The organism is Stutzerimonas urumqiensis (assembly GCF_003640395.1).
Classification (GTDB): Bacteria; Pseudomonadota; Gammaproteobacteria; order Pseudomonadales; family Pseudomonadaceae; genus Stutzerimonas; species Stutzerimonas urumqiensis.
On the sequence record NZ_RBZQ01000005.1, the window covers coordinates 53,507 to 71,844 of the forward strand.

The window sequence follows — 18,338 nt, forward strand, 5'->3', positions numbered from 1 at the left end:
CCTCCCACTAATTGGCTCGCTTGGCCAACCAGCCGTCCGCCAGCGCTCTCGCGTGCCTGTCGGCCATCATGACATCCTCGAGCGACGCGATCGTTCGAGCCTCGCTTGCAGCGAGCACGTCCTCGATCAGCGCGGCGATCGCGGTGAAGCCTATGCGCCGCGCCAGGAACGCATCTACCGCCACTTCATTCGCCGCATTCAGCGTGGCCGGCGCCGTCCCTCCTGTCCTAGCCACTTCACGCGCCAGGCGCAGGCACGGAAAACGGGTCTCGTCGGGGGCTTCGAATTCAAGCGATCCGATGCTGAGCAGATCCAGCGGCTGGACGCCCGACTCCAGGCGCGCCGGCCATGCGAGCGCATGCGCGATGGGGGTACGCATATCGGGATTGCCCAACTGCGCCAGGACCGACCCATCGTCATAATCGACCATCGAGTGAATCACGCTTTGCGGATGGACGACGATCTCGACCTGCTCCGGTCGGGCACCGAACAGCCAGCAGGCTTCGATCATTTCGAGCCCTTTGTTCATCATGGTCGCTGAGTCGACCGAAATCTTGCGACCCATCGACCAGTTGGGGTGTGCGCATGCTTGTTCCGGCGTGACATCAGTGAGCTGGGCAGCCGGCGTCTGCCGGAACGGCCCGCCGGAGGCGGTGAGCAAGATGCGCCGTACGCCTACCGAACCAAGCCCGCTGGCGAAGTTGGTCGGCAGGCATTGGAAGATCGCATTGTGTTCGCTGTCGATGGGCAACAGCACCGCTCCACTGTCGCGGTGAGCCTGCATGAACAGCGCGCCGGACATGACCAGCGCCTCCTTGTTGGCGAGCAATACGCGCTTGCCAGCCTTGACGGCCGCCAGCGTGGCCGGCAGCCCGGCGGCGCCGACGATCGCCGCCATGACCGCATCGGTATCCGGGTGAGCGGCAACTTCCAGCAGCCCACCAACCCCAACCAGCACGCGCGTCGGCATTCCGGCCGCATCCAGCTGCTGCTGCAGCGAACGAGCCGCCTGCTCGTCGGTAATCACAGCGTAGGCAGGGCGATGCCGCAGACAGAGAACACGGAGCTCATCGACGCGTGAATGCGCCGTCAGAGCGAAGACCTCGTATCGATCCGGATGCCTGGCAATGACGTCCAGCGTGCTCAGGCCTATCGAACCGGTGGCGCCCAGCACGGTAATACGCAGACGTCCGCCCATCAGCTGCCCCATCCGCTCAGCCACAGCAGCGCCGCGAACACCGGCACCGCAGCCGTCAGGCTATCGATTCGATCCAGGACGCCGCCATGCCCTGGCAGCAGCTGGCTGCTGTCTTTCACCCCGGCCTTGCGCTTGAACATGCTTTCGGTGAGATCGCCGACCACGGACAGCAATACCACGATCGCCGCGCCCGCAAGGCTGGCGGCCAACTGCGGCAGCGAAAGACCGATATTGACCCCGACGATGACCGTGACGATCAGACTGCAGACCAGCCCGCCCAAGAGGCCTTCCCAACTTTTTCCCGGGCTGACCATGGGTGCCAGCTTGCGCCGCCCGAGGGCTCGTCCGAAGAAATATGCGCCAATGTCGGCGACCCAGACCAGCGCCATCACCGCAACGATCAGCCAGTTTCCATTGGGCCGCTGCTTCAATGCGAGCAACGCCAACCAGGCCGGCACCAGGATCAGCAGACCGATGGCCAGACTGCCAGAGCGACCGCCCCAGAAACGACTGCTTGCCGGATAGGTCATTACCAAAGCCGTAGCGAGCACCCACCATAGCGCTCCCAGCAGCACCAGCGGCATCGACCAGCCCGGCTGGGTGTAAAGGATGCCCAGCAGGATGGCGACCGCCACTGCAAAGCCGCATCGCGCGGCCTGGCCGACGAAACCTGCCAACCGCGCCCATTCCCAGGCCCCCAGCGCGATGATCGCCCCAAAGAACAGTGCGAATGCGAGTCCCTCGAGCCAGAAAAAACCGACCAGAGCGACCGGCAACATGACCAGCGCCGTGATGACCCGCAGCTTTAACATTCCGCCTGAGCCTCTCTCACCACCTGCTCGCTCGTCTTGCCGAAACGGCGCTGTCGGTTGCCAAAATCGGCAAGCGCCAGCTTCATCGCCTCATGTTTGAAGTCGGGCCAGAACAGGTCGGAAAAATACAGTTCCGCATACGCCAGCTGCCAGAGCAGGAAATTGCTGATGCGTCGCTCCCCTCCGGTACGAATGCACAGGTCGGGCATTGGCGTACCGTCGGTAGCAAGATGCCGCTCGAACAGGGCAGGCGTGATCTCGTCGGGGTTCAGCCGCCCCGCGGATGCCGCTTCGGCGAGCTGTCGTGCGGCCTGGGCGATATCCCATTGCCCTCCGTAATTGGCCGCAACCTGCAGGACGAAGCCGGAGCATTCCGCAGTGATCGTTTCGGCCTGGAGCATGGCGGCCTGGAGCTCCGGGTGAAACCGCGAACGGTCGCCAATGATGCGCAGCCGGATGTCGTTTTCCTTGAGTTTGCGGGCTTCTCGCTTCAGCGCCGAAAGGAAGAGATCCATCAAGGCACCGACTTCGTCAGCCGGGCGCTGCCAGTTCTCACTGGAAAATGCGAACAGCGTTAGCACCTCGACACCGGCTTCGGCGCAAACCTCGATCACTGCCCTTACTGCGTCGACGCCGGCCTTGTGTCCTGCAACCCCTGGCAGCAAACGCCGTTTGGCCCAGCGGTTATTGCCATCCATGATGATGGCGACATGACGGGGAATGCTTCGCCCGGCAATCTGCCTGACCTTATCCATGTACTCTCTACTTGCGCACTCGGGCGCTAACGATGGGCGGACCGCATGATCGGATCCTGCAATCGGAGTGAGCCGCTCGGCTCCCCCGCACGATTGCTCGGGACAGCAATCGATGGCAGGCATCGATGCTGACCAAGCCCGCGGCCCCGCTTCAGCGGGGCCAAGTCGGCATCATACTGCCATCAGATCGGACTCTTTGTTCTCGAGCGCTTTGTCGATCTCCGCAATGAACTTGTCGGTGATCTTCTGAACGTCGTCCTGGCCCCGACGTTCCTCGTCCTCGCTGATTTCCTTTTCCTTCACCAGATCCTTCAGCTGCGCGATGGCATCGCGACGGATGTTGCGCACGGCAACACGCGCATTCTCGGCCTCGGCGCGCGCCTGACGGGTGTAGCCCTTGCGCGTTTCCTCGGTCAAGGCCGGCATGGGCACGCGGATCGTCGTGCCGGCGGTAGCCGGGTTCAAGCCAAGATCGGACGTCATGATCGCTTTTTCGACCGCCTGGATCATGCTCTTGTCGAAGACGGTCAGCGCCAAGGTACGCGAATCCTCGGCGACCACGTTGGCAATCTGACGCAGCGGCGTATCGCTGCCGTAGTAAGACACCATGACGCCATCAAGAATGCTGGGATGGGCGCGGCCGGTGCGAATCTTGGCGAACGCATGCTCCAGCGACTCCAGCGTCTTCTTCATGCGATCCTGCGCTTCCTGCTTGATCTCGTTGATCATTCGTTGGATTCCTCGATCAGAGTGCCTTCTGCGCCACCGAGGACGATGTTCAGCAGCGCGCCGGACTTGTTCATGTTGAACACACGCAACGGCATATTGTGGTCGCGGCAGAGGCAGATGGCCGTCAGGTCCATCACCCCGAGCTTGCGATCCAGCACGTTGTCGTAGGTGAGCCGATCGAAGCGCTCCGCGTTCGGATCCTTGAATGGATCGGCGGTGTAGACGCCATCGACCTTGGTTGCCTTGAGCACGACGTCCGCCTGTATTTCGATCGCGCGCAGGCACGCGGCGGAGTCGGTCGTAAAGAAGGGATTACCGGTACCGGCCGAGAAAATCACCACCTCGCCCGAATTGAGATGCCTCATGGCCTTGCGCCGATCGTAGTGATCGGTCACGCCGACCATCGAAATAGCCGACATTACCAATGCGGGAATATTGGATCGCTCGAGCGCGTCACGCATGGCCAGGGCATTCATGACCGTAGCCAGCATGCCCATGTGATCGCCGGTTACTCGGTCCATGCCCGCCGCAGACAACGCCGCGCCACGGAACAGGTTGCCGCCACCGATGACCAGGCCAACCTGGACGCCGATGCCTACCAACTGGCCGACTTCGAGAGCCATTCGGTCCAGAACCTTCGGATCGATACCGAAGTCCTCGGAGCCCATCAGCGCCTCGCCACTGAGCTTCAAAAGAATTCTTTTATAGCGAGGTTTGCGTCCACTGACCTGCTGGGCCATCTAGCTCTATCTCCTGCCGACACTGAGTAAAAATATGCGCTTCGACCGCCAACATACCGGTTGGTGCCGGGACACGATAAAAAACCGGTCCCCATTTGCATAAAGAGGCCGCACGCGCAGGCGAGCGACCTCTCTCAACGCTACTGCACCGAACTCACTGCTTGGTAGCAGCAACCTGGGCGGCAACTTCCGCAGCGAAATCGACTTCAGCCTTCTCGATGCCCTCGCCCACTTCGTAACGAACGAAGGAAACCACTTCTGCGCCAGCTTTCTTGGCCAGAGCGCCAACGGTTACTTCAGGGTCCTTGACGAAGGGTTGCTCGACAAGGCTGGCTTCGGCCAGGAACTTGTTGATACGGCCCTTGACCATGTTTTCAACGATATTCTCAGGCTTGCCTGCAATCTTCTCGGCGTTCAGCGCGAGGAAGATTTCCTTTTCCTTGGCAACCGCTTCTTCGGAGACCTGGGACGGCTCGACGAACTGAGGGTTGCTCGCCGCTACGTGCATGGCGATATCTTTCGCCAGTTCCGGGCTACCGCCTTTGAGCGTGACCAGCACGCCAATACGATGACCATGCAGGTAGGCACCGACAACATCGCCTTCGACGCGGGTCAGGCGGCGGATATTGACGTTCTCACCGGTCTTGGAAACCAGAGCCAGACGGGCATCTTCCTGCTGCTCGACCAGAGGGGCGGCATCGGTCAGCTTCTGCTCGAACGCCTTGTTCAGACAGTCTGCAACAAAGCCCTTGAAGTCATCCTGCAACGCGAGGAAATCGGTCTGCGAGTTGACTTCGATGATGACGGCGGTCTTGTTGTCATCCGCAACCTTGACGGCAATCGCACCTTCGGCAGCGATGTTGCCGGCTTTCTTCGCCGCCTTGATCGCACCGGCAGCGCGCATGTCGTCGATCGCCTTTTCGATGTCACCACCAGCAGCGGTGAGTGCCTTCTTGCAATCCATCATGCCCAGGCCCGTGCGCTCGCGCAGTTCTTTAACCAGGGCTGCAGTAATTTCTGCCATATCGCAATCCTCTCGATCTTCGGTTTTATTAACCTGCCCGTTCAAAGGGCAATCAAAACGTGAAGTGGCAAAAAGGGGGCCTAGCCCCCTTTCTGTCCAACGGGTGACGCTGCAAGAGGCCGGCTATCAGCCTTCAGCGGCCTCGGAGGCGGTTTCTTCGATGAACTCGTCGCCGCTGCCACCGTTCTGACGCCCGCGCTGGATGGCATCGGCCATGGCGCCCAGGTACAGTTGCACGGCGCGGATTGCGTCATCATTACCAGGGATGATGTAGTCAACACCTTCAGGGCTGCTGTTGGTATCTACGATACCGATCACAGGGATCCCCAGCTTGTTCGCTTCGCTGATGGCGATGCGCTCGTGATCGACGTCGATGACGAACATGGCATCAGGCAGGCCGCCCATTTCCTTGATACCACCCAGGCTACGCTCGAGCTTTTCGAGATCGCGGCTACGCATCAGGGCTTCTTTCTTGGTCAGCTTGTCGAAAGTGCCATCCTGGGCCTGAGTCTCGAGCTCGCGCAGACGCTTGATGGACGCACGAATCGTCTTGTAGTTGGTGAGCATGCCGCCCAGCCAGCGATGATCGACGTAAGGAGAGCCGCAACGGGAAGCCTCTTCACGGACCAGCTTGCCAGCCGAACGCTTGGTGCCCACGAACAGAATCTTGTTCTTGCCGGCAGCCAGCTTCTCAACGAAGGCGAGGGCCTCGTTGAACATCGGCAGGGTCTTTTCCAGGTTGATGATATGAATCTTGTTGCGCGCGCCGAAAATGTACTTGTCCATTTTCGGGTTCCAGTAACGGGTCTGGTGGCCGAAGTGCACACCGGCCTTCAGCATATCGCGCATGGTGACTTGAGACATTGGGACTTCCTCGAAAGAATCGGGTTAGGCCTCCACGCATCCCGATACCCAACCCTTTCGGGCACCCAGGGCACCGTGCCGATGCGTGTGCGGAGTTAAGCTTTCACAGACAGCATCCGCAAAAGCGGCGCGTTTTATATCACAGAACGCAAGCCTAAGGAAGGCCGCAGCCTGTGTATCACAGAACGCTCGGCTCGATTTCCAGCACGACGCCAAAGCGCTCCGCGACACTCGCCTGAATACGACGCGCCAGCAGCAATATGTCTTCGCCATGCGCCGCGCCATGATTGACCAGCACCAGGGCCTGCAGCGCGTGCACGCCAGCGTCACCCTCTCGATGCGCTTTCCAGCCCGCCTGCTCTATCAGCCATCCGGCTGCCAGCTTCACCGAGCCATCGGCCTGCGGATAGATCACGATGCCCGGGTGAGCCGACTGCAGCGAAGCCGCTACCGCCGAATCGACGACGGGATTCTTGAAAAAGCTGCCCGCATTGCCCAGCACGGCTGGATCCGGCAGCTTTTCACGCCGAATCGCACAGACTGCTCGACTGACATCTTGCGCAGTCGGAGAGTCAATTCCGTCCTGCTTCAGCCATTGGCGTATCGCGCCATATTCCAGCCGCAACCCGGCATGTCGATGCAGGCGGAAGCGCACACGCAGCACGATCCAGCGCCCCGGCTCACGCTTGAAACGACTGTCACGGTAGCCGAACGCGCAGTCGCCGGCATCGAGCGATCTGATTCGGCCCTCATGCCGATCCCAGGCATCGAGCCCTTCGAACACATCCTTGAGTTCGACGCCATAAGCACCGATGTTCTGGATGGGCGATGCTCCCACGGTGCCGGGTATGAGACTGAGATTCTCGAGACCAACCAACCCGCGAGCCAAGGTATCCAGAACGAAGGGATGCCACGGCTCCCCGGCCTCTGCCTCAATGACGACTTGCTCGCCATCATCGCTTACAACCCGGACGCCGCGACCAACCATGTGCAGGACCAGCGCATCGACGTCCCGCGTCAGCAACAGGTTGCTGCCTCCTCCGAGAATCAAGGTATCGAGATTCCGCTCCGCAGCGAACTGCAGCCCTGCACGCAGATCCTCATCGCTCGTGATCGAGGCGAAGTAACGCGCCGAAGACGGCAGACCGAACGTGTTCAGCGTCTGCAGCGGCACGTTCTTCTGGATGGGCAGGCTCATTGCCGATCGACCACCGCGCATGCGCCAGCTAAGCGACACATCGAGTCAATGTCCCAGCAACCGGCGCACGCGCTCGAGATCGTCCGGCGTATCGATCCCGGCCGGCAAAGGACTCACCGCATCGGCAACGTGAATGCGCTCGCCATGCCAGAGTGCACGCAATTGCTCCAACCGCTCGGTTTCTTCCAGCCAACAGGATCCCCAGGCGACAAACTGCCGTAGCAGTCTGGCCCGATAGGCATAGATTCCAATGTGACGCCGATAAGGAACCCCTTCAGGCAAACAGTCACGATCGGCCGCGAACTGATCGCGTGCCCAGGGCAACGGTGCACGAGAAAACGCCAGGGCTAGGCCAGCCTTATCGCTGAGCACCTTGACGACATTGGGATTGAACAAACTCTCGGCTTCACGCAACGGCTCGGCGAGGGTCGCGATGGCTGCCTGAGGATTGCTGGCGAGGTTCTGCGCCACCTGATCGATGACCGCTGGCGGAATCATGGGCTCGTCGCCCTGGACATTCACGACGATGGTGTCGTCCGGCAGCGCGAGTTGGTCGGCAACTTCTGCCAATCGATCCGTTCCCGACTCATGATCAGGGCGCGTGAGCAGCGCCTCGGCGCCGAAGGCCTCACAGGCCTGCACGATACGCGCATCATCGGTTGCGACCACTACCCGCGAGGCGGAGCTGCTTGTCGCCTGCCGCCAGACATGCTCGATCATCGGCTTGCCCGCGATGAGCTGCAGTGGCTTGCCCGGAAGTCGACTGGAGGCGAAGCGTGCCGGAATCACGACCAGGAATGGCACGCTCATTTATCGAGGCGCTCGTCTAGATCGAGCGTACGGGCCTCTCCTTCCAGCATCACCGGAATGCCGTCACGCACCGGAAAAGCCAGTCCATCCGCTCGGCAGATCAACTCCGACTTATCCTCGGCCAGCTTCAACGAGCCCTTGCACAGGGGGCATGCGAGTATGTCCAACAGCTTGGTGTCCACGGGTTCGTCCTTCGTTCAATGGCTTTGCTACAGACGCCAGGATGGCTGGCCGGTCAATCGCGCGAGCTGTTCGTCGAACCAGGCAACGAACCCAGCCGACGGCACGGCGTCGACCTTCAGGTACCACCAATCGGACTCGGCAAACGAACGGCATTTGACTGCGTCCTTTTCCGTCATCACCACCGGCAATCCGTCATCGAACCGGAGCTGTTCGGGACGATAAGCCTCGTGATCGGCGAAGGGATGACGAATCGGGCGCCAGTCTAGCGCCTCCAGCGTACCGAAGAAACGCTCCGGGTTTCCGATGCCAGCCACGGCATGCACCGGCTGGCCTGCGGGGAATCGCTCAAGCGAGCCATCGCTATCATCGGCAAGCGATACCAACCCGGTGGGCGCCAGCGTGAGACCAAAGCCCTCTGCACTGTCCGTTGTCTGTCCATTGCACAGCATGGCATCGACCTGCTCCAAGCGCTGGAGCGGCTCCCGAAGAGGCCCCGCCGGCAGGCAATGACGGTTGCCGAAGCCCCTCGCCGCATCGACAAGAACCAGCTCCAGGTCACGTGCCAGCCGGTAGTGTTGCAAGCCATCGTCAGACAGGATGAGATCGACACCCTCCTGTTCGAGGCGCCGCACCGCCCTGGCCCGGTCCGGATCGATGACGACCGGTACCCGTGCGCGCTGGGCGATCAGCAAGGGCTCGTCACCCACCTCGTTAGCCGATTGGTCCGGCCGGACCAGCCAGGGCAGAGAAGGCGGCTTGGCACCGTACCCCCGACTGACGACACCGACGCGCAGGCCGCGCTGTGAGCAATGATTGGCGAGCCAGAGGATGACCGGTGTTTTGCCTGTCCCTCCGACCGTCAGGTTGCCAACCACGATAACCGGTACCCTGGCGCGATAGCTCAGGGTGTGTCCGGCAAGGAAGGCTTGTCGCTTCCGCTCCACGACCACTCGATAAAGCTGCTCGAGCGGCAGAAGAAGCGACGGGATGGGCCGCCCTTCATACCAGATGGCATTCAGCAGGCCACTGAGGCTCATCAGGGAGTTTCCTGTGCCTCTACGGTCGTGATGCGCAAATGCGAAAACCCGGCCTTGCCGGCGGCATCCATGGCCGTGACCACGGCTTGATGCGGCGTCTTCGCATCCGCGCTGATGATCACCGGCAGGCTCGCATCGCCGCCGGACTCCTTGCCGAGCGCGGCCATCAGGCTTGCCAGGTCGCTTCTCAGCAGGACCTTGCCGTTGAGCGAAAACGCACCGGTTGCGTCGATCAGGATTTCCAGCTGTCGCAGCTCGGTCGGTTGCGGCGGTGTCCCGCTGGCTGCCTCCGGGAGATCGACCTGCAGCTGAGTCTCGCGCGTGAACGTGGTCGTCACCACGAAGAACAACAGCAGGATGAACACCACGTCGATCAGCGGCGCAAGGCCGATCTCGACGTTCTCCCGCGGCTTGCGTCGAAACTTCACGCCTTGCCCTCACCCAGGTCAACGTCACGATCGCCTTGTACGACTTCCACGAGCTTGATCGCTTCCTGCTCCATACCCACGACCAGTTCATCCACGCGCCGTTGCAGATAACGATGGAAGAACAGCGCAGGAATGGCCACGAACAGACCCGCGGCAGTCGTGATGAGCGCCTTGGATATGCCGCCGGCCAGCTGCGGGGCGTTTGCCATGCCGGCCCCCATGAACGAGCTGAAAATCTCGATCATGCCGAGAACGGTGCCGAGGAGTCCGAGCAACGGCGCCATCGCCGCAATCGTGCCCAATGCATTGAGATAGCGCTCCAGGTCATGCACGACCCGCGCAGCGGCTTCCTCGATGCATTCCTTCATGATCTCCCGACCATGCTTGGAGTTGGCCAGTCCCGCGGCGAGGATTTCACCCAGCGGAGAGTCGGCACGCAGCTCCTTGAGCTTCTGGTTGCTTAGTTTCTTGTCCTTGATCCACTTCCATACCTGGCCGAGCAGGTGAGGTGGCGTGACCCTGCTCGGACGCAGCGTCCAGAGGCGTTCCGCGATGATGCCCGCCGCGGCGATGGAACAAAGAATGATCGGCAGCATGATCCAGCCGCCCGCTTTAACCAGCTCCCACACAAGCGCATCCCCCCGAAAAATTCGGCGCCACTCTAGCATAGGGCCCTCGCCTGGCTGACGGCCGCCGTTCTCATTTTTCCCGCCAGAAGCGCCGCTCGTCACGCAGGTGAGTCGCGGGCTGCCTCATGCCCAACCGGACATGAATGGCGCCATGCCTGGCAGTGTCGTGCAAGCCGATCGAATCCCGGTCCAGACGCCGGACCACCGCCTCGTCGGGATGCCCGAACGGGTTGTGCAGCCCGCGCGAAACGAGCGCCGAGTGCGGCTGGACAGCGTCGATGAACGATGCAGAGCTGGACCCACCACTGCCGTGATGCGGCAGAACAAGCCACTCCGCCCGGACCGGCCAACCACTATCCAGCAGCCTCGCCTCAGTGCGCCTGTCGATATCGCCGGTGAGCAGCATCCGCTCGTCTTGCGCCTCGATCATGAGAAGACACGAGGCGCCGTTACCCGACTCGGGCCTATCGCTCTGCCATGTCGCGAACCGCACCCCATCCCATTCCCAGGTGGTCGCCTCGCATGGCTCGGCGCCCAGCGATGGCATCAGCTCGCCAGGCTCGCCGCTCATGACCCGCGAAACCGGCAAGGCACGTGCGACCGCCACCGCCCCACCGGCATGATCGTTATCGGCATGGCTGATCAGCAAGCGATCCAGATGCCGCACGCCCAGCGCGCCGAGCGAGGGGACGATCAGCCGTTCGCCGCTATCGAACTCGCCGTGTCTCGGACCCGCGTCGTACAGCAGAGCATGGTTCTGGGTTCGGACCAGCACCGACAGCCCCTGCCCGACATCGAATACCCACACGTCCGCCTGGCCACTCAACGGCTCGGATCGCCCGCCGAACAGCAAAGGCACCAGCACCAGCGGCAGGCCCGCAAGACGCACCGGCACCCCACGCGGCACCAGAAGCAGCAACGCCCCCAGCCCCACGGCGAGCAGGGACGGGACTGGCAATGTCTGCGGATGCCAGACCGGCTGCCAGGCGGCGAGCATGCCGAGCCAGCGAAAAAGCCATTCGAGCGACAGCCCCGCCAGCGACAACAGAAACTCACCCACGACGGGCACCGGCAACAGCGTCGTGCCGAGCAACGAGAGCGGCACCGCAATCGCGCTGACGAAAGGCACGGCAATCAGATTCGCCAGCGGTCCGCTGATGCTGATCGGCAGCCCCATGGCGAGCATCAGCGGAAGAAGCCCCAGCGTCATTACCCACTGCACCCGGAACAGGGTCTGCCAGGCAGGCGAGCGCCCCAGACGGCCCGAGAAAGCGAAGATCAGCAATCCCACGGCACCGAAGGACAACCAGAAGCCCGGCTTCAGCGAGGCCAGCGGCTCCACCACCAGCACCGCGACCATTGCCATGATCAGCGGCACCCAGGCACCCAGATGCCGGAAGCACAGCCGCCATAGCAGGATCATCAGCACCATCAGACAGGCTCGTTGGACCGGAACGTCGAATCCCGCCAGAGCGCCATATCCAAAGGCGCCCAAAGCCGCGCAGCCGCAGGCGGCGGGCAGCCAGGGCACGGCGGAAGGCCATAGCCCCCATCTCGCCAGACCGCTCACGACCAGATAGAGCAAACCGGCCAGCAACGCGACGTGCTGGCCCGAGATCACCAGCAAATGCACCGTCCCGGTGGCTTGAAGTACCGACCAGTCCGCCGACGAGAGGCCGCTGTCATCGCCCAGGACCAGCGCAGCGATCGCTCCGGATCGGCCATGCGCTTCCACCTCCAGCAGGCGATTGCGCAAGGCGTCGCGCCATGTTCCGACTCCGGCCGCCGCAGTCATCCGTTCGCCGGCCTTGATCGAACCGGTCGCACCTACATGTCGAGACAGCAGCCAGGCTTCGTAATCGAAGGATTGAGGATTGACCGAGCCGTGAGGCCGTTTCAGCCGCGCCGCCAGTCGCCAACGCTCGCCGGCATGCAACCTGGGGCCGCCGTACCAGGCCAGCCGAACACGCTCGGGCAGCCCCGCATGACGCGACCGCAGGTCGGTGAGCTCGAACCGGCTCACTTCCGAGGACCATTCGGGAAGACCGACGACCTCGCCCTCGAGCCAGACTGTTCGACCATCGAGTTCGGGAGCCAACCGGTCGGCCAGGGCCCAGTGAGCGTTCAAGCAGGCCCAGCCAAGCCCAATGATCACCAGCGACAAGCGCTTCAGACCGAGCGGCAGGATCAGCACACCGGCCGCCAGCAATACCCAGACCAGCCAAACGGGCGGCAGAACGGGAAGAAATCGAGGCAGAACGAGCCCCAGTGCGAGCGCCAACATCCCTGCGGGCATTCCTTTGCTCCTGAGTCGAAGGGCCGACGAGAACCGTCGAAGGCGTCCTGCCTCAAGCCCGGCGTAGCGCAGTATGGGGGCTGTCAGTCACAAACCACGCGCGTCGGCGCACAGAATCGGGGCATAATTTCGCCGCGCCCGCTGACAGAGAGTTTCCATGCCGCGCCGCTTCATCAGACGTTACATGCCGCACCCCGATCGCGTGAAAGAGAACCGATCGTTACGCTTCCTCGGCACGCTGATCCACGACCCCAACCTCTGGCATCTGAATCGACACTCGGTTGCGCGGGCCATGGCGATAGGGCTGTTCTGGGCCATGATCCCGATGCCCATGCAGATGCTGGCCGCCGCCAGCTGCGCCATACCCAGCCGCGCCAACCTGCCGATCGCCGTCGGCCTCGTCTGGCTGACCAACCCGCTGACCATGCCGCCGGTGTTCTACTGCAACTACCGGGTCGGAACCTGGCTGCTCGGAACACCGACCTTCGCGATGCCGGAACACCTCACGCTCGACTGGGTGACTTCGCTGCTACAGACCCACTGGCAGCCGCTTTACCTGGGCTCGCTGGTCATGGCGATCCTGCTGGCCGGCATGGGCTACAGCCTGACGCAGCTCTACTGGCGCTGGTGGGTCGGTCGCAGCTGGCGTCGTCGCCAGGCGAACCGGCTGCAGGACAAGCAGAGGGCCGATCACTCGTAACGCAGCGCCTCGGCGGGAGAGGTCTGTGCGGCCCGCCATGCCGGGTAGAGCGTCGCCAGGAAGCTCATGGCCAGCGCGGCAATGGATACCAGCGCGACATCGGAGCCTCGCAACTCAGAGGGCAGCGTGCTGATGAAATACACGTCCGAGCTGAAGATCGCCTGGCCCGATAGGCGCTCCAGCCAGCCGACCACCTCACTGACGTTCAACGCCATGAGGACGCCCAGCACACCGCCAAGCAGCGTTCCGGTAAACCCGATGATGCTGCCCTGCACGACGAACACTGCCATGACCTGTACCGGCGTGGCGCCCAGCGTTCGCAGGATCGCGATGTCGGCGCGCTTGTCCGCCACCACCATGATCAGGGTGGCGATGATATTGAACGCCGCGACGGCGATGATCAGCATGAGCAGCAGCCCGATCATGGTTTTTTCCATCTTCATGGCGCTGAACAGGCTGCCCTGGGTTTGCGTCCAGTCGTTCGCGGCGAACGTCTCGCCAAGAGCGCCAGCCAGGTTCCGTGCGATGACCGGAGCCTGGTACAGGTCGTCGACCTTCAGCCGGATTCCTTCCACCGCCTGCTCGTCCCAACGCAGAATGCGTGCGGCATCGGCGCGATGGATCATCGCGAGGCTGCCATCCAGCTCGGCACCGACCTTGAACACGCCGACGACCGTGAGCCGCTGCAGCCGCGGCGTCACCCCGCCGGCCGCCGAGCTGGCTTCCGGCACGATCAGCGTCAGCTTGTCGCCGACGCTCAGGCCGAACCGGCGAGCCGTCATCAGGCCCACGATGACGCCGAAGCGACCGGGCTCTAGATCTTCCAGCTCGCCCGCGACCAGGCGAGAACCGATGATCGACACCGCCGGCTCGTAGGCCGGATCGATCCCGTGAACCTGAATCGGCTGCATGGCGCCCTTGTAGGACAGCATGCCTTCCAGCTCGGTCAAGGGCGCCGCCGCGACCACACCCGGCGCCTGCTCCGCGCGCTTCATCTGCGACAGCCACTGCGTCGAAGGCTCCGGGGCGAACACCATCGCATGCGGCACCAGGCCGAGGATGCGAGCGCTCATCTCGCGTTGGAAGCCGTTCATGACCGACAGCACCACGATCATCGACAGCACACCGAGCGCCAGGCCGATCATCGAGCTCAGAGAAATGAAGGAAATGTAGTGATTGCGCCGTTTGGCCCGCGTGTAGCGGCTGCCGATATACAAGCTCAGCGGTCTGAACATCAGGCATTCACCAACCGGCCGTCCTCGAGACGAAGCGTGCGGTCCATTTGCGCCGCCAGCGCCGGATCGTGCGTGACCACGAGGAATGCGGTTCTCGACGACTGGCTCAATTCCAGCATCAGGGCCTGGATCGCCTGCGCCGTATGGTGATCCAGGTTACCGGTCGGTTCATCCAGCAGGACCAGGGCCGGCCGATTGGCCAGCGCACGCGCGATAGCGACACGCTGGCGCTCGCCGCCCGACAGCTCGGCCGGCTTGTGATCCAGGCGGTGCGCCAGGCCCACCCGCTCGAGCAGCTCATGCGCGCGCGCCCGTGCCTCGGCGATAGCTACCTTGCCGATCAGCAGAGGCATGCACACGTTCTCGAGCGCGGTGAATTCCGGCAACAGGTGGTGAAACTGGTAGACGAAGCCGAGCGCCCGGTTGCGCAGCAAACCGCGCGCCTTTTCATCCAGCGCAGACAACTCCTCGCCGGCCAGCCAAACGCTGCCCTCGCTGGGTGTGTCCAGGCCACCGAGCAAATTCAGCAACGTACTCTTGCCCGACCCCGAACTACCGACCACGGCGATGCGTTGACCGGCGAACAGCTCCAGCTCCAGCCCTGCCAACACGTCGACCGACGCGGGGCCCTCTTCGTAGCGCTTGCCCAGGTTTCGGCATCGCAGTACCGGCTGCTCGCCGGTGGGGTTCACTTCATTCATAACGTAGCGCCTCCGCAGGCTGCGTTCGTGCCGCACGCCAGGCCGGGTAAAGGGTCGCGAGAAAACTGAGCAACAAGGCGGCGCCGCAGACCAGGACGACATCCTCGGTCATCAGGCGAGACGGCAGGTAATCGATGAAATAGACATCAGCGCTCAGGAACTTGTGGCCAAGCAACCGCTCCAGGGCCGCGATCCAGGCGCTGACATTGAGCGCCGACAGCATGCCCAGCACGGCGCCGATCGCCGTTCCGACGACGCCGATCACGGTGCCCTGCACCATGAACACCGCCATGATCTGCCCCGGCGTCGCGCCGAGTGTGCGCAGGATGGCGATATCGCCACGCTTGTCGGTCACGACCATGACCAAGGTCGAGATGATATTGAACGCCGCCACCGCAACGATGAGCAGCAGAAGCAGGCCGATGATGGCCTTCTCCATGCGGATGGCCTGATACAGGTTGCCGTGCGTGCGGGTCCAATCGCGCGAGTAGAAGTTGTCGCCCAGCTGGCTCGCCAGCTCCCAGGCGATGCGCGGCGCCTGGAAAAGGTCGTCGAACTTGAGGCGCAAGCCCTGCACTTCGTTCGGCTCCCAACGCTGCAAGCGAGCGAGGTCGGCGCGATGGGCAAGCGCCACGTAGCCGTCGATCTCACCGGCGCCCACATGAAAGATGCCGCTTACGGTGAAGCGCTTCATGCGTGGAAACATGCCGGCCGGCGTCACCGTCACCTCCGGCGCGACGAAGGTGAGCTTGTCGCCGATGGCTACGCCGAGCTCGCGGGCAGCCTTGTCGCCAATGATGATGTTGAAGGCGCCCGCGCTCAGGCTGTCGAACGATCCTTCGCGAATGAAGCCCTCGATGATCGATACCTGACGCTCGGCGGCCGGTTCGATGCCATTGATGAGAATCTTCTGGACGCTCCCCTCGTTCGTTAGCAAGCCCTGGAGTTGAACGAAGGGCGCCACCGCCTCCACTGCCGGATGCGCCTGCAGGCGTGTGGCAAGGTCGCCCCAGTTGGCAATCGGGACAGGGCTCTCGATCGTTGCGTGCGGCACCATCCCAAGCACGCGAGTGCGCATCTCATGATCGAAACCGTTCATGACGGACAGCACGACGATCATCACCAGCACGCCAAGTGCCAGCCCCATCATCGAGGTGAAGGAAATGAACGAAACGAAGAGACTGCGGCGTCTGGCGCGGGTATAGCGGGCCCCGATATAGACGGGAAGCGGTCTGAACATAGAGGAAGAAATTCGCTGGCGGGCTGAACGAAGAAGCTGCAATCACCGCCGACTGGAGGCTGTTACACTCGCGCCGTCAGGACTGCCACGGTATTGCCATGTCTAATCTGGACATCGATGAACGCCGCGAATACTACCGTATCGAAGACCGCGTCGCACTGGAAATGACCTCGGCCGTGGCGCCGCCCAATGCGCTGCTGGACGGGCCCGGCTTCACCTTGCTCGGCGAATTGCACGCGCTCGAGTCCGAAGCCCAGCACCTGCTGCGCGCACTCGGCGAGCGCAACCGAACCCTGGCGACTTATCTGAAAGTCCAGAACCGGCGCCTCGACATCTTGAGCCAGGCACTTGCTCGCCATCTGTTGAGCGGCATCGGTGAACAGCGCGATGTGATTCTTTCCGAAGGGGGCATACGGCTGACGAACGCGGTCCCCCTTCCCATCGGCGAGGACATGACGCTGAGCATCGTGCTCGGCGGAACGACCGGCCTGCAATTGGCAGCGAAAGTCGTGCATTGCCAGGCAGAGGGCGATGGCCATGAGATTGGGTTCGAGTTCACTGCGCTGACCGAAGCGCAACGGCAACTGCTTGCGCGCCACATTTTCCAGAAGCAGGCACTGATGCGCCGCTTGGCGCGCGAGCCATCGGAGGAGCGCACATGAAGGGAGTCGTGCTTTGCATCATGCTGTCGCTCACCGCGCCATGGGCACTGGCCGAACTGCGCATCACCCCGGTTGGACAGCAGGGCAACCCGGCCATCGATCCGCCCACGCGAGGCGATTCGCGTCTGGCAGTCCTGGAGCGTTTCGGCCTGCCGGACCAGGAGCATCCCGCCGTTGGAACGCCTCCCATCACCCGCTGGGATTACCGAACCTTCTCGGTTTACTTCGAAAACGATCATGTCGTGTCGGCGGTGCGCCATCACGATACGCCCGCACGGTGACTGCAATGATCGCCCTCTATGGCCATCGTGGCGCCCGGGGTGAGGCGCCCGAAAATACTCTCGCCAGCTTCAGACAGTGCCTTGCGCAGGGTGTCGATCGCTGCGAGCTGGACCTGCATCTGTCACGCGACGGCGAACTGGTCGTCATCCACGACCCCACGCTCAGGCGCACGACGGGCCGGACCGGGCGGGTCAGCGATTTCGATGTCGTCGAGCTGACTCAGCTGGATGCGCGGCGCGGCGGCCCCGGCTGGCCTGAGCCCTGCCCGATTCCGACGCTTGCCAGCCTCTTCGAGCAGTGCGTATTCAGTCATTGGCAGCTTGAGGTAAAAAGCGCCTCGGTGAAGCGCGCCCGGGCGTTGGTCGTCACACTCGACGCACTGGTTCGTCGGTACGCGCTGATGGATCAGGTGACGCTGACCTCGTCTTCTCGGGCGGTATTGCAAGCGGCACGCGAACTGGCGCCCCAGCTGTCGCTCGGTCTTGTCGCTGAAGGCAGCCGTATCGATCCGATTCAGACTGCCAAAGGCTATGGATGCTCGCTTCTGGCAATCGAATGGACGCTGTGCACGCCATCGCTTGTTCAAGACGCACAGCAGCAGGGGCTGCACGTCTCGAGCTGGACCGTCAACGATCCGGAGACCATGCAGCGCCTTGCAGACATGGGTGTGGATAGCCTGATCACCGACTACCCCGGACTGGCGAAGGCCGTCCTCGAGCGGACGGCGACAACGCCGGCATGAGGGGCTAGAAGCTTTCCCGGTTCGGCCAACGCCACCCACCGGCGCCGGTCAGATCACCCCCGCCCGGCTCGGG

At 62.8% G+C, this 18,338-nt stretch carries 21 protein-coding genes; 4 read left to right on the forward strand and 17 right to left on the reverse strand.

The features are described from left to right. Positions 1 to 7 precede the first annotated feature (7 nt). From ispC to D7325_RS11100, 14 genes are all read right to left on the reverse strand, one after another. The gene (gene ispC / locus D7325_RS11035; RefSeq protein WP_177431791.1) at positions 8 to 1,198 is read right to left on the reverse strand and encodes a 1-deoxy-D-xylulose-5-phosphate reductoisomerase; all 1,191 of its coding nucleotides are present in this window, start codon (positions 1,196 to 1,198) and stop codon (positions 8 to 10) included. Beyond that, complete coding sequence (locus D7325_RS11040) at positions 1,198 to 2,010, reverse strand: phosphatidate cytidylyltransferase (protein ID WP_120995633.1); 813 nt, start codon at positions 2,008 to 2,010, stop codon at positions 1,198 to 1,200. Before D7325_RS11040 ends, ispC begins: the two co-directional genes overlap by 1 nt. Then, positions 2,004 to 2,765, reverse strand: a complete 762-nt coding sequence (gene uppS, locus D7325_RS11045; RefSeq protein WP_120995634.1) for a polyprenyl diphosphate synthase — start codon at positions 2,763 to 2,765, stop codon at positions 2,004 to 2,006. Before uppS ends, D7325_RS11040 begins: the two co-directional genes overlap by 7 nt. Before the next feature lie 171 nt (positions 2,766 to 2,936). Further along, on the reverse strand, positions 2,937 to 3,494 hold the full coding sequence (gene frr / locus D7325_RS11050; protein WP_120995637.1) for a ribosome recycling factor: 558 nt from the start codon (positions 3,492 to 3,494) through the stop codon (positions 2,937 to 2,939). Further along, positions 3,491 to 4,234: a UMP kinase gene (gene pyrH, locus D7325_RS11055; protein WP_120995639.1), complete on the reverse strand. Its 744-nt coding sequence runs from the start codon at positions 4,232 to 4,234 to the stop codon at positions 3,491 to 3,493. Before pyrH ends, frr begins: the two co-directional genes overlap by 4 nt. A 154-nt stretch (positions 4,235 to 4,388) precedes the next feature. Further along, the gene (gene tsf, locus D7325_RS11060) at positions 4,389 to 5,258 is read right to left on the reverse strand and encodes a translation elongation factor Ts (RefSeq protein WP_120995641.1); all 870 of its coding nucleotides are present in this window, start codon (positions 5,256 to 5,258) and stop codon (positions 4,389 to 4,391) included. A 126-nt stretch (positions 5,259 to 5,384) separates the two neighbouring features. Then, entirely contained in the window at positions 5,385 to 6,122 is a 738-nt protein-coding gene (gene rpsB, locus D7325_RS11065; protein WP_120995643.1) for a 30S ribosomal protein S2, read from the reverse strand. A gap of 178 nt (positions 6,123 to 6,300) precedes the next feature. Then, a complete protein-coding gene (murB, locus tag D7325_RS11070) occupies positions 6,301 to 7,320 on the reverse strand; it encodes a UDP-N-acetylmuramate dehydrogenase (protein WP_120995645.1) in 1,020 nt (339 codons plus the stop codon). A 45-nt stretch (positions 7,321 to 7,365) separates the two neighbouring features. Continuing rightward, positions 7,366 to 8,130, reverse strand: a complete 765-nt coding sequence (kdsB, locus tag D7325_RS11075) for a 3-deoxy-manno-octulosonate cytidylyltransferase (RefSeq protein ID WP_120995647.1) — start codon at positions 8,128 to 8,130, stop codon at positions 7,366 to 7,368. Next, a complete protein-coding gene (locus D7325_RS11080) occupies positions 8,127 to 8,312 on the reverse strand; it encodes a Trm112 family protein (RefSeq protein ID WP_120995649.1) in 186 nt (61 codons plus the stop codon). The genes kdsB and D7325_RS11080 overlap by 4 nt, the downstream gene beginning before the upstream one ends. Before the next feature lie 27 nt (positions 8,313 to 8,339). Continuing rightward, positions 8,340 to 9,350 (reverse strand): tetraacyldisaccharide 4'-kinase, encoded by a 1,011-nt coding sequence (gene lpxK / locus D7325_RS11085; protein ID WP_120995651.1) that lies wholly within the window; start codon positions 9,348 to 9,350, stop codon positions 8,340 to 8,342. After that, positions 9,350 to 9,778: an ExbD/TolR family protein gene (locus tag D7325_RS11090; protein WP_120995653.1), complete on the reverse strand. Its 429-nt coding sequence runs from the start codon at positions 9,776 to 9,778 to the stop codon at positions 9,350 to 9,352. Before D7325_RS11090 ends, lpxK begins: the two co-directional genes overlap by 1 nt. Further along, positions 9,775 to 10,446, reverse strand: a complete 672-nt coding sequence (locus D7325_RS11095) for a MotA/TolQ/ExbB proton channel family protein (RefSeq protein ID WP_281273512.1) — start codon at positions 10,444 to 10,446, stop codon at positions 9,775 to 9,777. Before D7325_RS11095 ends, D7325_RS11090 begins: the two co-directional genes overlap by 4 nt. A gap of 31 nt (positions 10,447 to 10,477) precedes the next feature. Further along, on the reverse strand, positions 10,478 to 12,703 hold the full coding sequence (locus D7325_RS11100) for a DNA internalization-related competence protein ComEC/Rec2 (protein ID WP_177431792.1): 2,226 nt from the start codon (positions 12,701 to 12,703) through the stop codon (positions 10,478 to 10,480). A 157-nt stretch (positions 12,704 to 12,860) separates the two neighbouring features. Between D7325_RS11100 and D7325_RS11105 the strand changes: the two genes are divergently transcribed. Further along, complete coding sequence (locus tag D7325_RS11105) at positions 12,861 to 13,403, forward strand: DUF2062 domain-containing protein (protein WP_120995659.1); 543 nt, start codon at positions 12,861 to 12,863, stop codon at positions 13,401 to 13,403. Here the strand turns inward: D7325_RS11105 and D7325_RS11110 are convergent. Genes D7325_RS11110 through D7325_RS11120 form a run of 3 tightly spaced genes read right to left on the reverse strand, consistent with a single transcriptional unit; the run spans position 13,394 to position 16,579 of the window. Further along, positions 13,394 to 14,638, reverse strand: coding sequence for a lipoprotein-releasing ABC transporter permease subunit (locus D7325_RS11110; RefSeq protein ID WP_120995661.1), 1,245 nt, complete (start codon positions 14,636 to 14,638; stop codon positions 13,394 to 13,396). The two genes, D7325_RS11105 and D7325_RS11110, sit on opposite strands and share 10 nt — an antisense overlap. Beyond that, on the reverse strand, positions 14,638 to 15,339 hold the full coding sequence (gene lolD / locus D7325_RS11115) for a lipoprotein-releasing ABC transporter ATP-binding protein LolD (RefSeq protein ID WP_120995663.1): 702 nt from the start codon (positions 15,337 to 15,339) through the stop codon (positions 14,638 to 14,640). The genes D7325_RS11110 and lolD overlap by 1 nt, the downstream gene beginning before the upstream one ends. Further along, on the reverse strand, positions 15,332 to 16,579 hold the full coding sequence (locus D7325_RS11120) for a lipoprotein-releasing ABC transporter permease subunit (protein WP_120995665.1): 1,248 nt from the start codon (positions 16,577 to 16,579) through the stop codon (positions 15,332 to 15,334). The genes lolD and D7325_RS11120 overlap by 8 nt, the downstream gene beginning before the upstream one ends. Before the next feature lie 98 nt (positions 16,580 to 16,677). Here D7325_RS11120 and D7325_RS11125 point away from each other — a divergent pair, with 98 nt between their 5' ends. From D7325_RS11125 to D7325_RS11135, 3 genes are read left to right on the forward strand one after another with little or no spacing between them, the layout of a single operon-like run. Beyond that, positions 16,678 to 17,241 carry a PilZ domain-containing protein gene (locus tag D7325_RS11125; RefSeq protein WP_120995667.1) on the forward strand — a complete coding sequence of 188 codons (564 nt, stop codon included), beginning with the start codon at positions 16,678 to 16,680 and terminating at the stop codon, positions 17,239 to 17,241. Continuing rightward, positions 17,238 to 17,522: a phosphodiesterase gene (locus D7325_RS11130; RefSeq protein ID WP_120995669.1), complete on the forward strand. Its 285-nt coding sequence runs from the start codon at positions 17,238 to 17,240 to the stop codon at positions 17,520 to 17,522. The genes D7325_RS11125 and D7325_RS11130 overlap by 4 nt, the downstream gene beginning before the upstream one ends. Before the next feature lie 5 nt (positions 17,523 to 17,527). Continuing rightward, positions 17,528 to 18,265 carry a glycerophosphodiester phosphodiesterase gene (locus D7325_RS11135; protein ID WP_120995671.1) on the forward strand — a complete coding sequence of 246 codons (738 nt, stop codon included), beginning with the start codon at positions 17,528 to 17,530 and terminating at the stop codon, positions 18,263 to 18,265. The last annotated feature ends 73 nt before the right edge of the window (positions 18,266 to 18,338 follow it).

Bases quoted from the DNA above. Each gene is read 5' to 3' on its own strand.
- ispC (WP_177431791.1), bottom strand. From the start codon at position 1,198: ATGGGCGGACGTCTGCGTATTACCGTGCTGGGCGCCACCGGTTCGATA.
- D7325_RS11040 (WP_120995633.1), bottom strand. From the start codon at position 2,010: ATGTTAAAGCTGCGGGTCATCACGGCGCTGGTCATGTTGCCGGTCGCT.
- uppS (WP_120995634.1), bottom strand. From the start codon at position 2,765: ATGGATAAGGTCAGGCAGATTGCCGGGCGAAGCATTCCCCGTCATGTC.
- frr (WP_120995637.1), bottom strand. From the start codon at position 3,494: ATGATCAACGAGATCAAGCAGGAAGCGCAGGATCGCATGAAGAAGACG.
- pyrH (WP_120995639.1), bottom strand. From the start codon at position 4,234: ATGGCCCAGCAGGTCAGTGGACGCAAACCTCGCTATAAAAGAATTCTT.
- tsf (WP_120995641.1), bottom strand. From the start codon at position 5,258: ATGGCAGAAATTACTGCAGCCCTGGTTAAAGAACTGCGCGAGCGCACG.
- rpsB (WP_120995643.1), bottom strand. From the start codon at position 6,122: ATGTCTCAAGTCACCATGCGCGATATGCTGAAGGCCGGTGTGCACTTC.
- murB (WP_120995645.1), bottom strand. From the start codon at position 7,320: ATGAGCCTGCCCATCCAGAAGAACGTGCCGCTGCAGACGCTGAACACG.
- kdsB (WP_120995647.1), bottom strand. From the start codon at position 8,130: ATGAGCGTGCCATTCCTGGTCGTGATTCCGGCACGCTTCGCCTCCAGT.
- lpxK (WP_120995651.1), bottom strand. From the start codon at position 9,350: ATGAGCCTCAGTGGCCTGCTGAATGCCATCTGGTATGAAGGGCGGCCC.
- D7325_RS11095 (WP_281273512.1), bottom strand. From the start codon at position 10,446: ATGCTAGAGTGGCGCCGAATTTTTCGGGGGGATGCGCTTGTGTGGGAG.
- D7325_RS11100 (WP_177431792.1), bottom strand. From the start codon at position 12,703: ATGCCCGCAGGGATGTTGGCGCTCGCACTGGGGCTCGTTCTGCCTCGA.
- D7325_RS11105 (WP_120995659.1), top strand. From the start codon at position 12,861: ATGCCGCGCCGCTTCATCAGACGTTACATGCCGCACCCCGATCGCGTG.
- D7325_RS11110 (WP_120995661.1), bottom strand. From the start codon at position 14,638: ATGTTCAGACCGCTGAGCTTGTATATCGGCAGCCGCTACACGCGGGCC.
- lolD (WP_120995663.1), bottom strand. From the start codon at position 15,339: ATGAATGAAGTGAACCCCACCGGCGAGCAGCCGGTACTGCGATGCCGA.
- D7325_RS11120 (WP_120995665.1), bottom strand. From the start codon at position 16,579: ATGTTCAGACCGCTTCCCGTCTATATCGGGGCCCGCTATACCCGCGCC.
- D7325_RS11125 (WP_120995667.1), top strand. From the start codon at position 16,678: ATGTCTAATCTGGACATCGATGAACGCCGCGAATACTACCGTATCGAA.
- D7325_RS11130 (WP_120995669.1), top strand. From the start codon at position 17,238: ATGAAGGGAGTCGTGCTTTGCATCATGCTGTCGCTCACCGCGCCATGG.
- D7325_RS11135 (WP_120995671.1), top strand. From the start codon at position 17,528: ATGATCGCCCTCTATGGCCATCGTGGCGCCCGGGGTGAGGCGCCCGAA.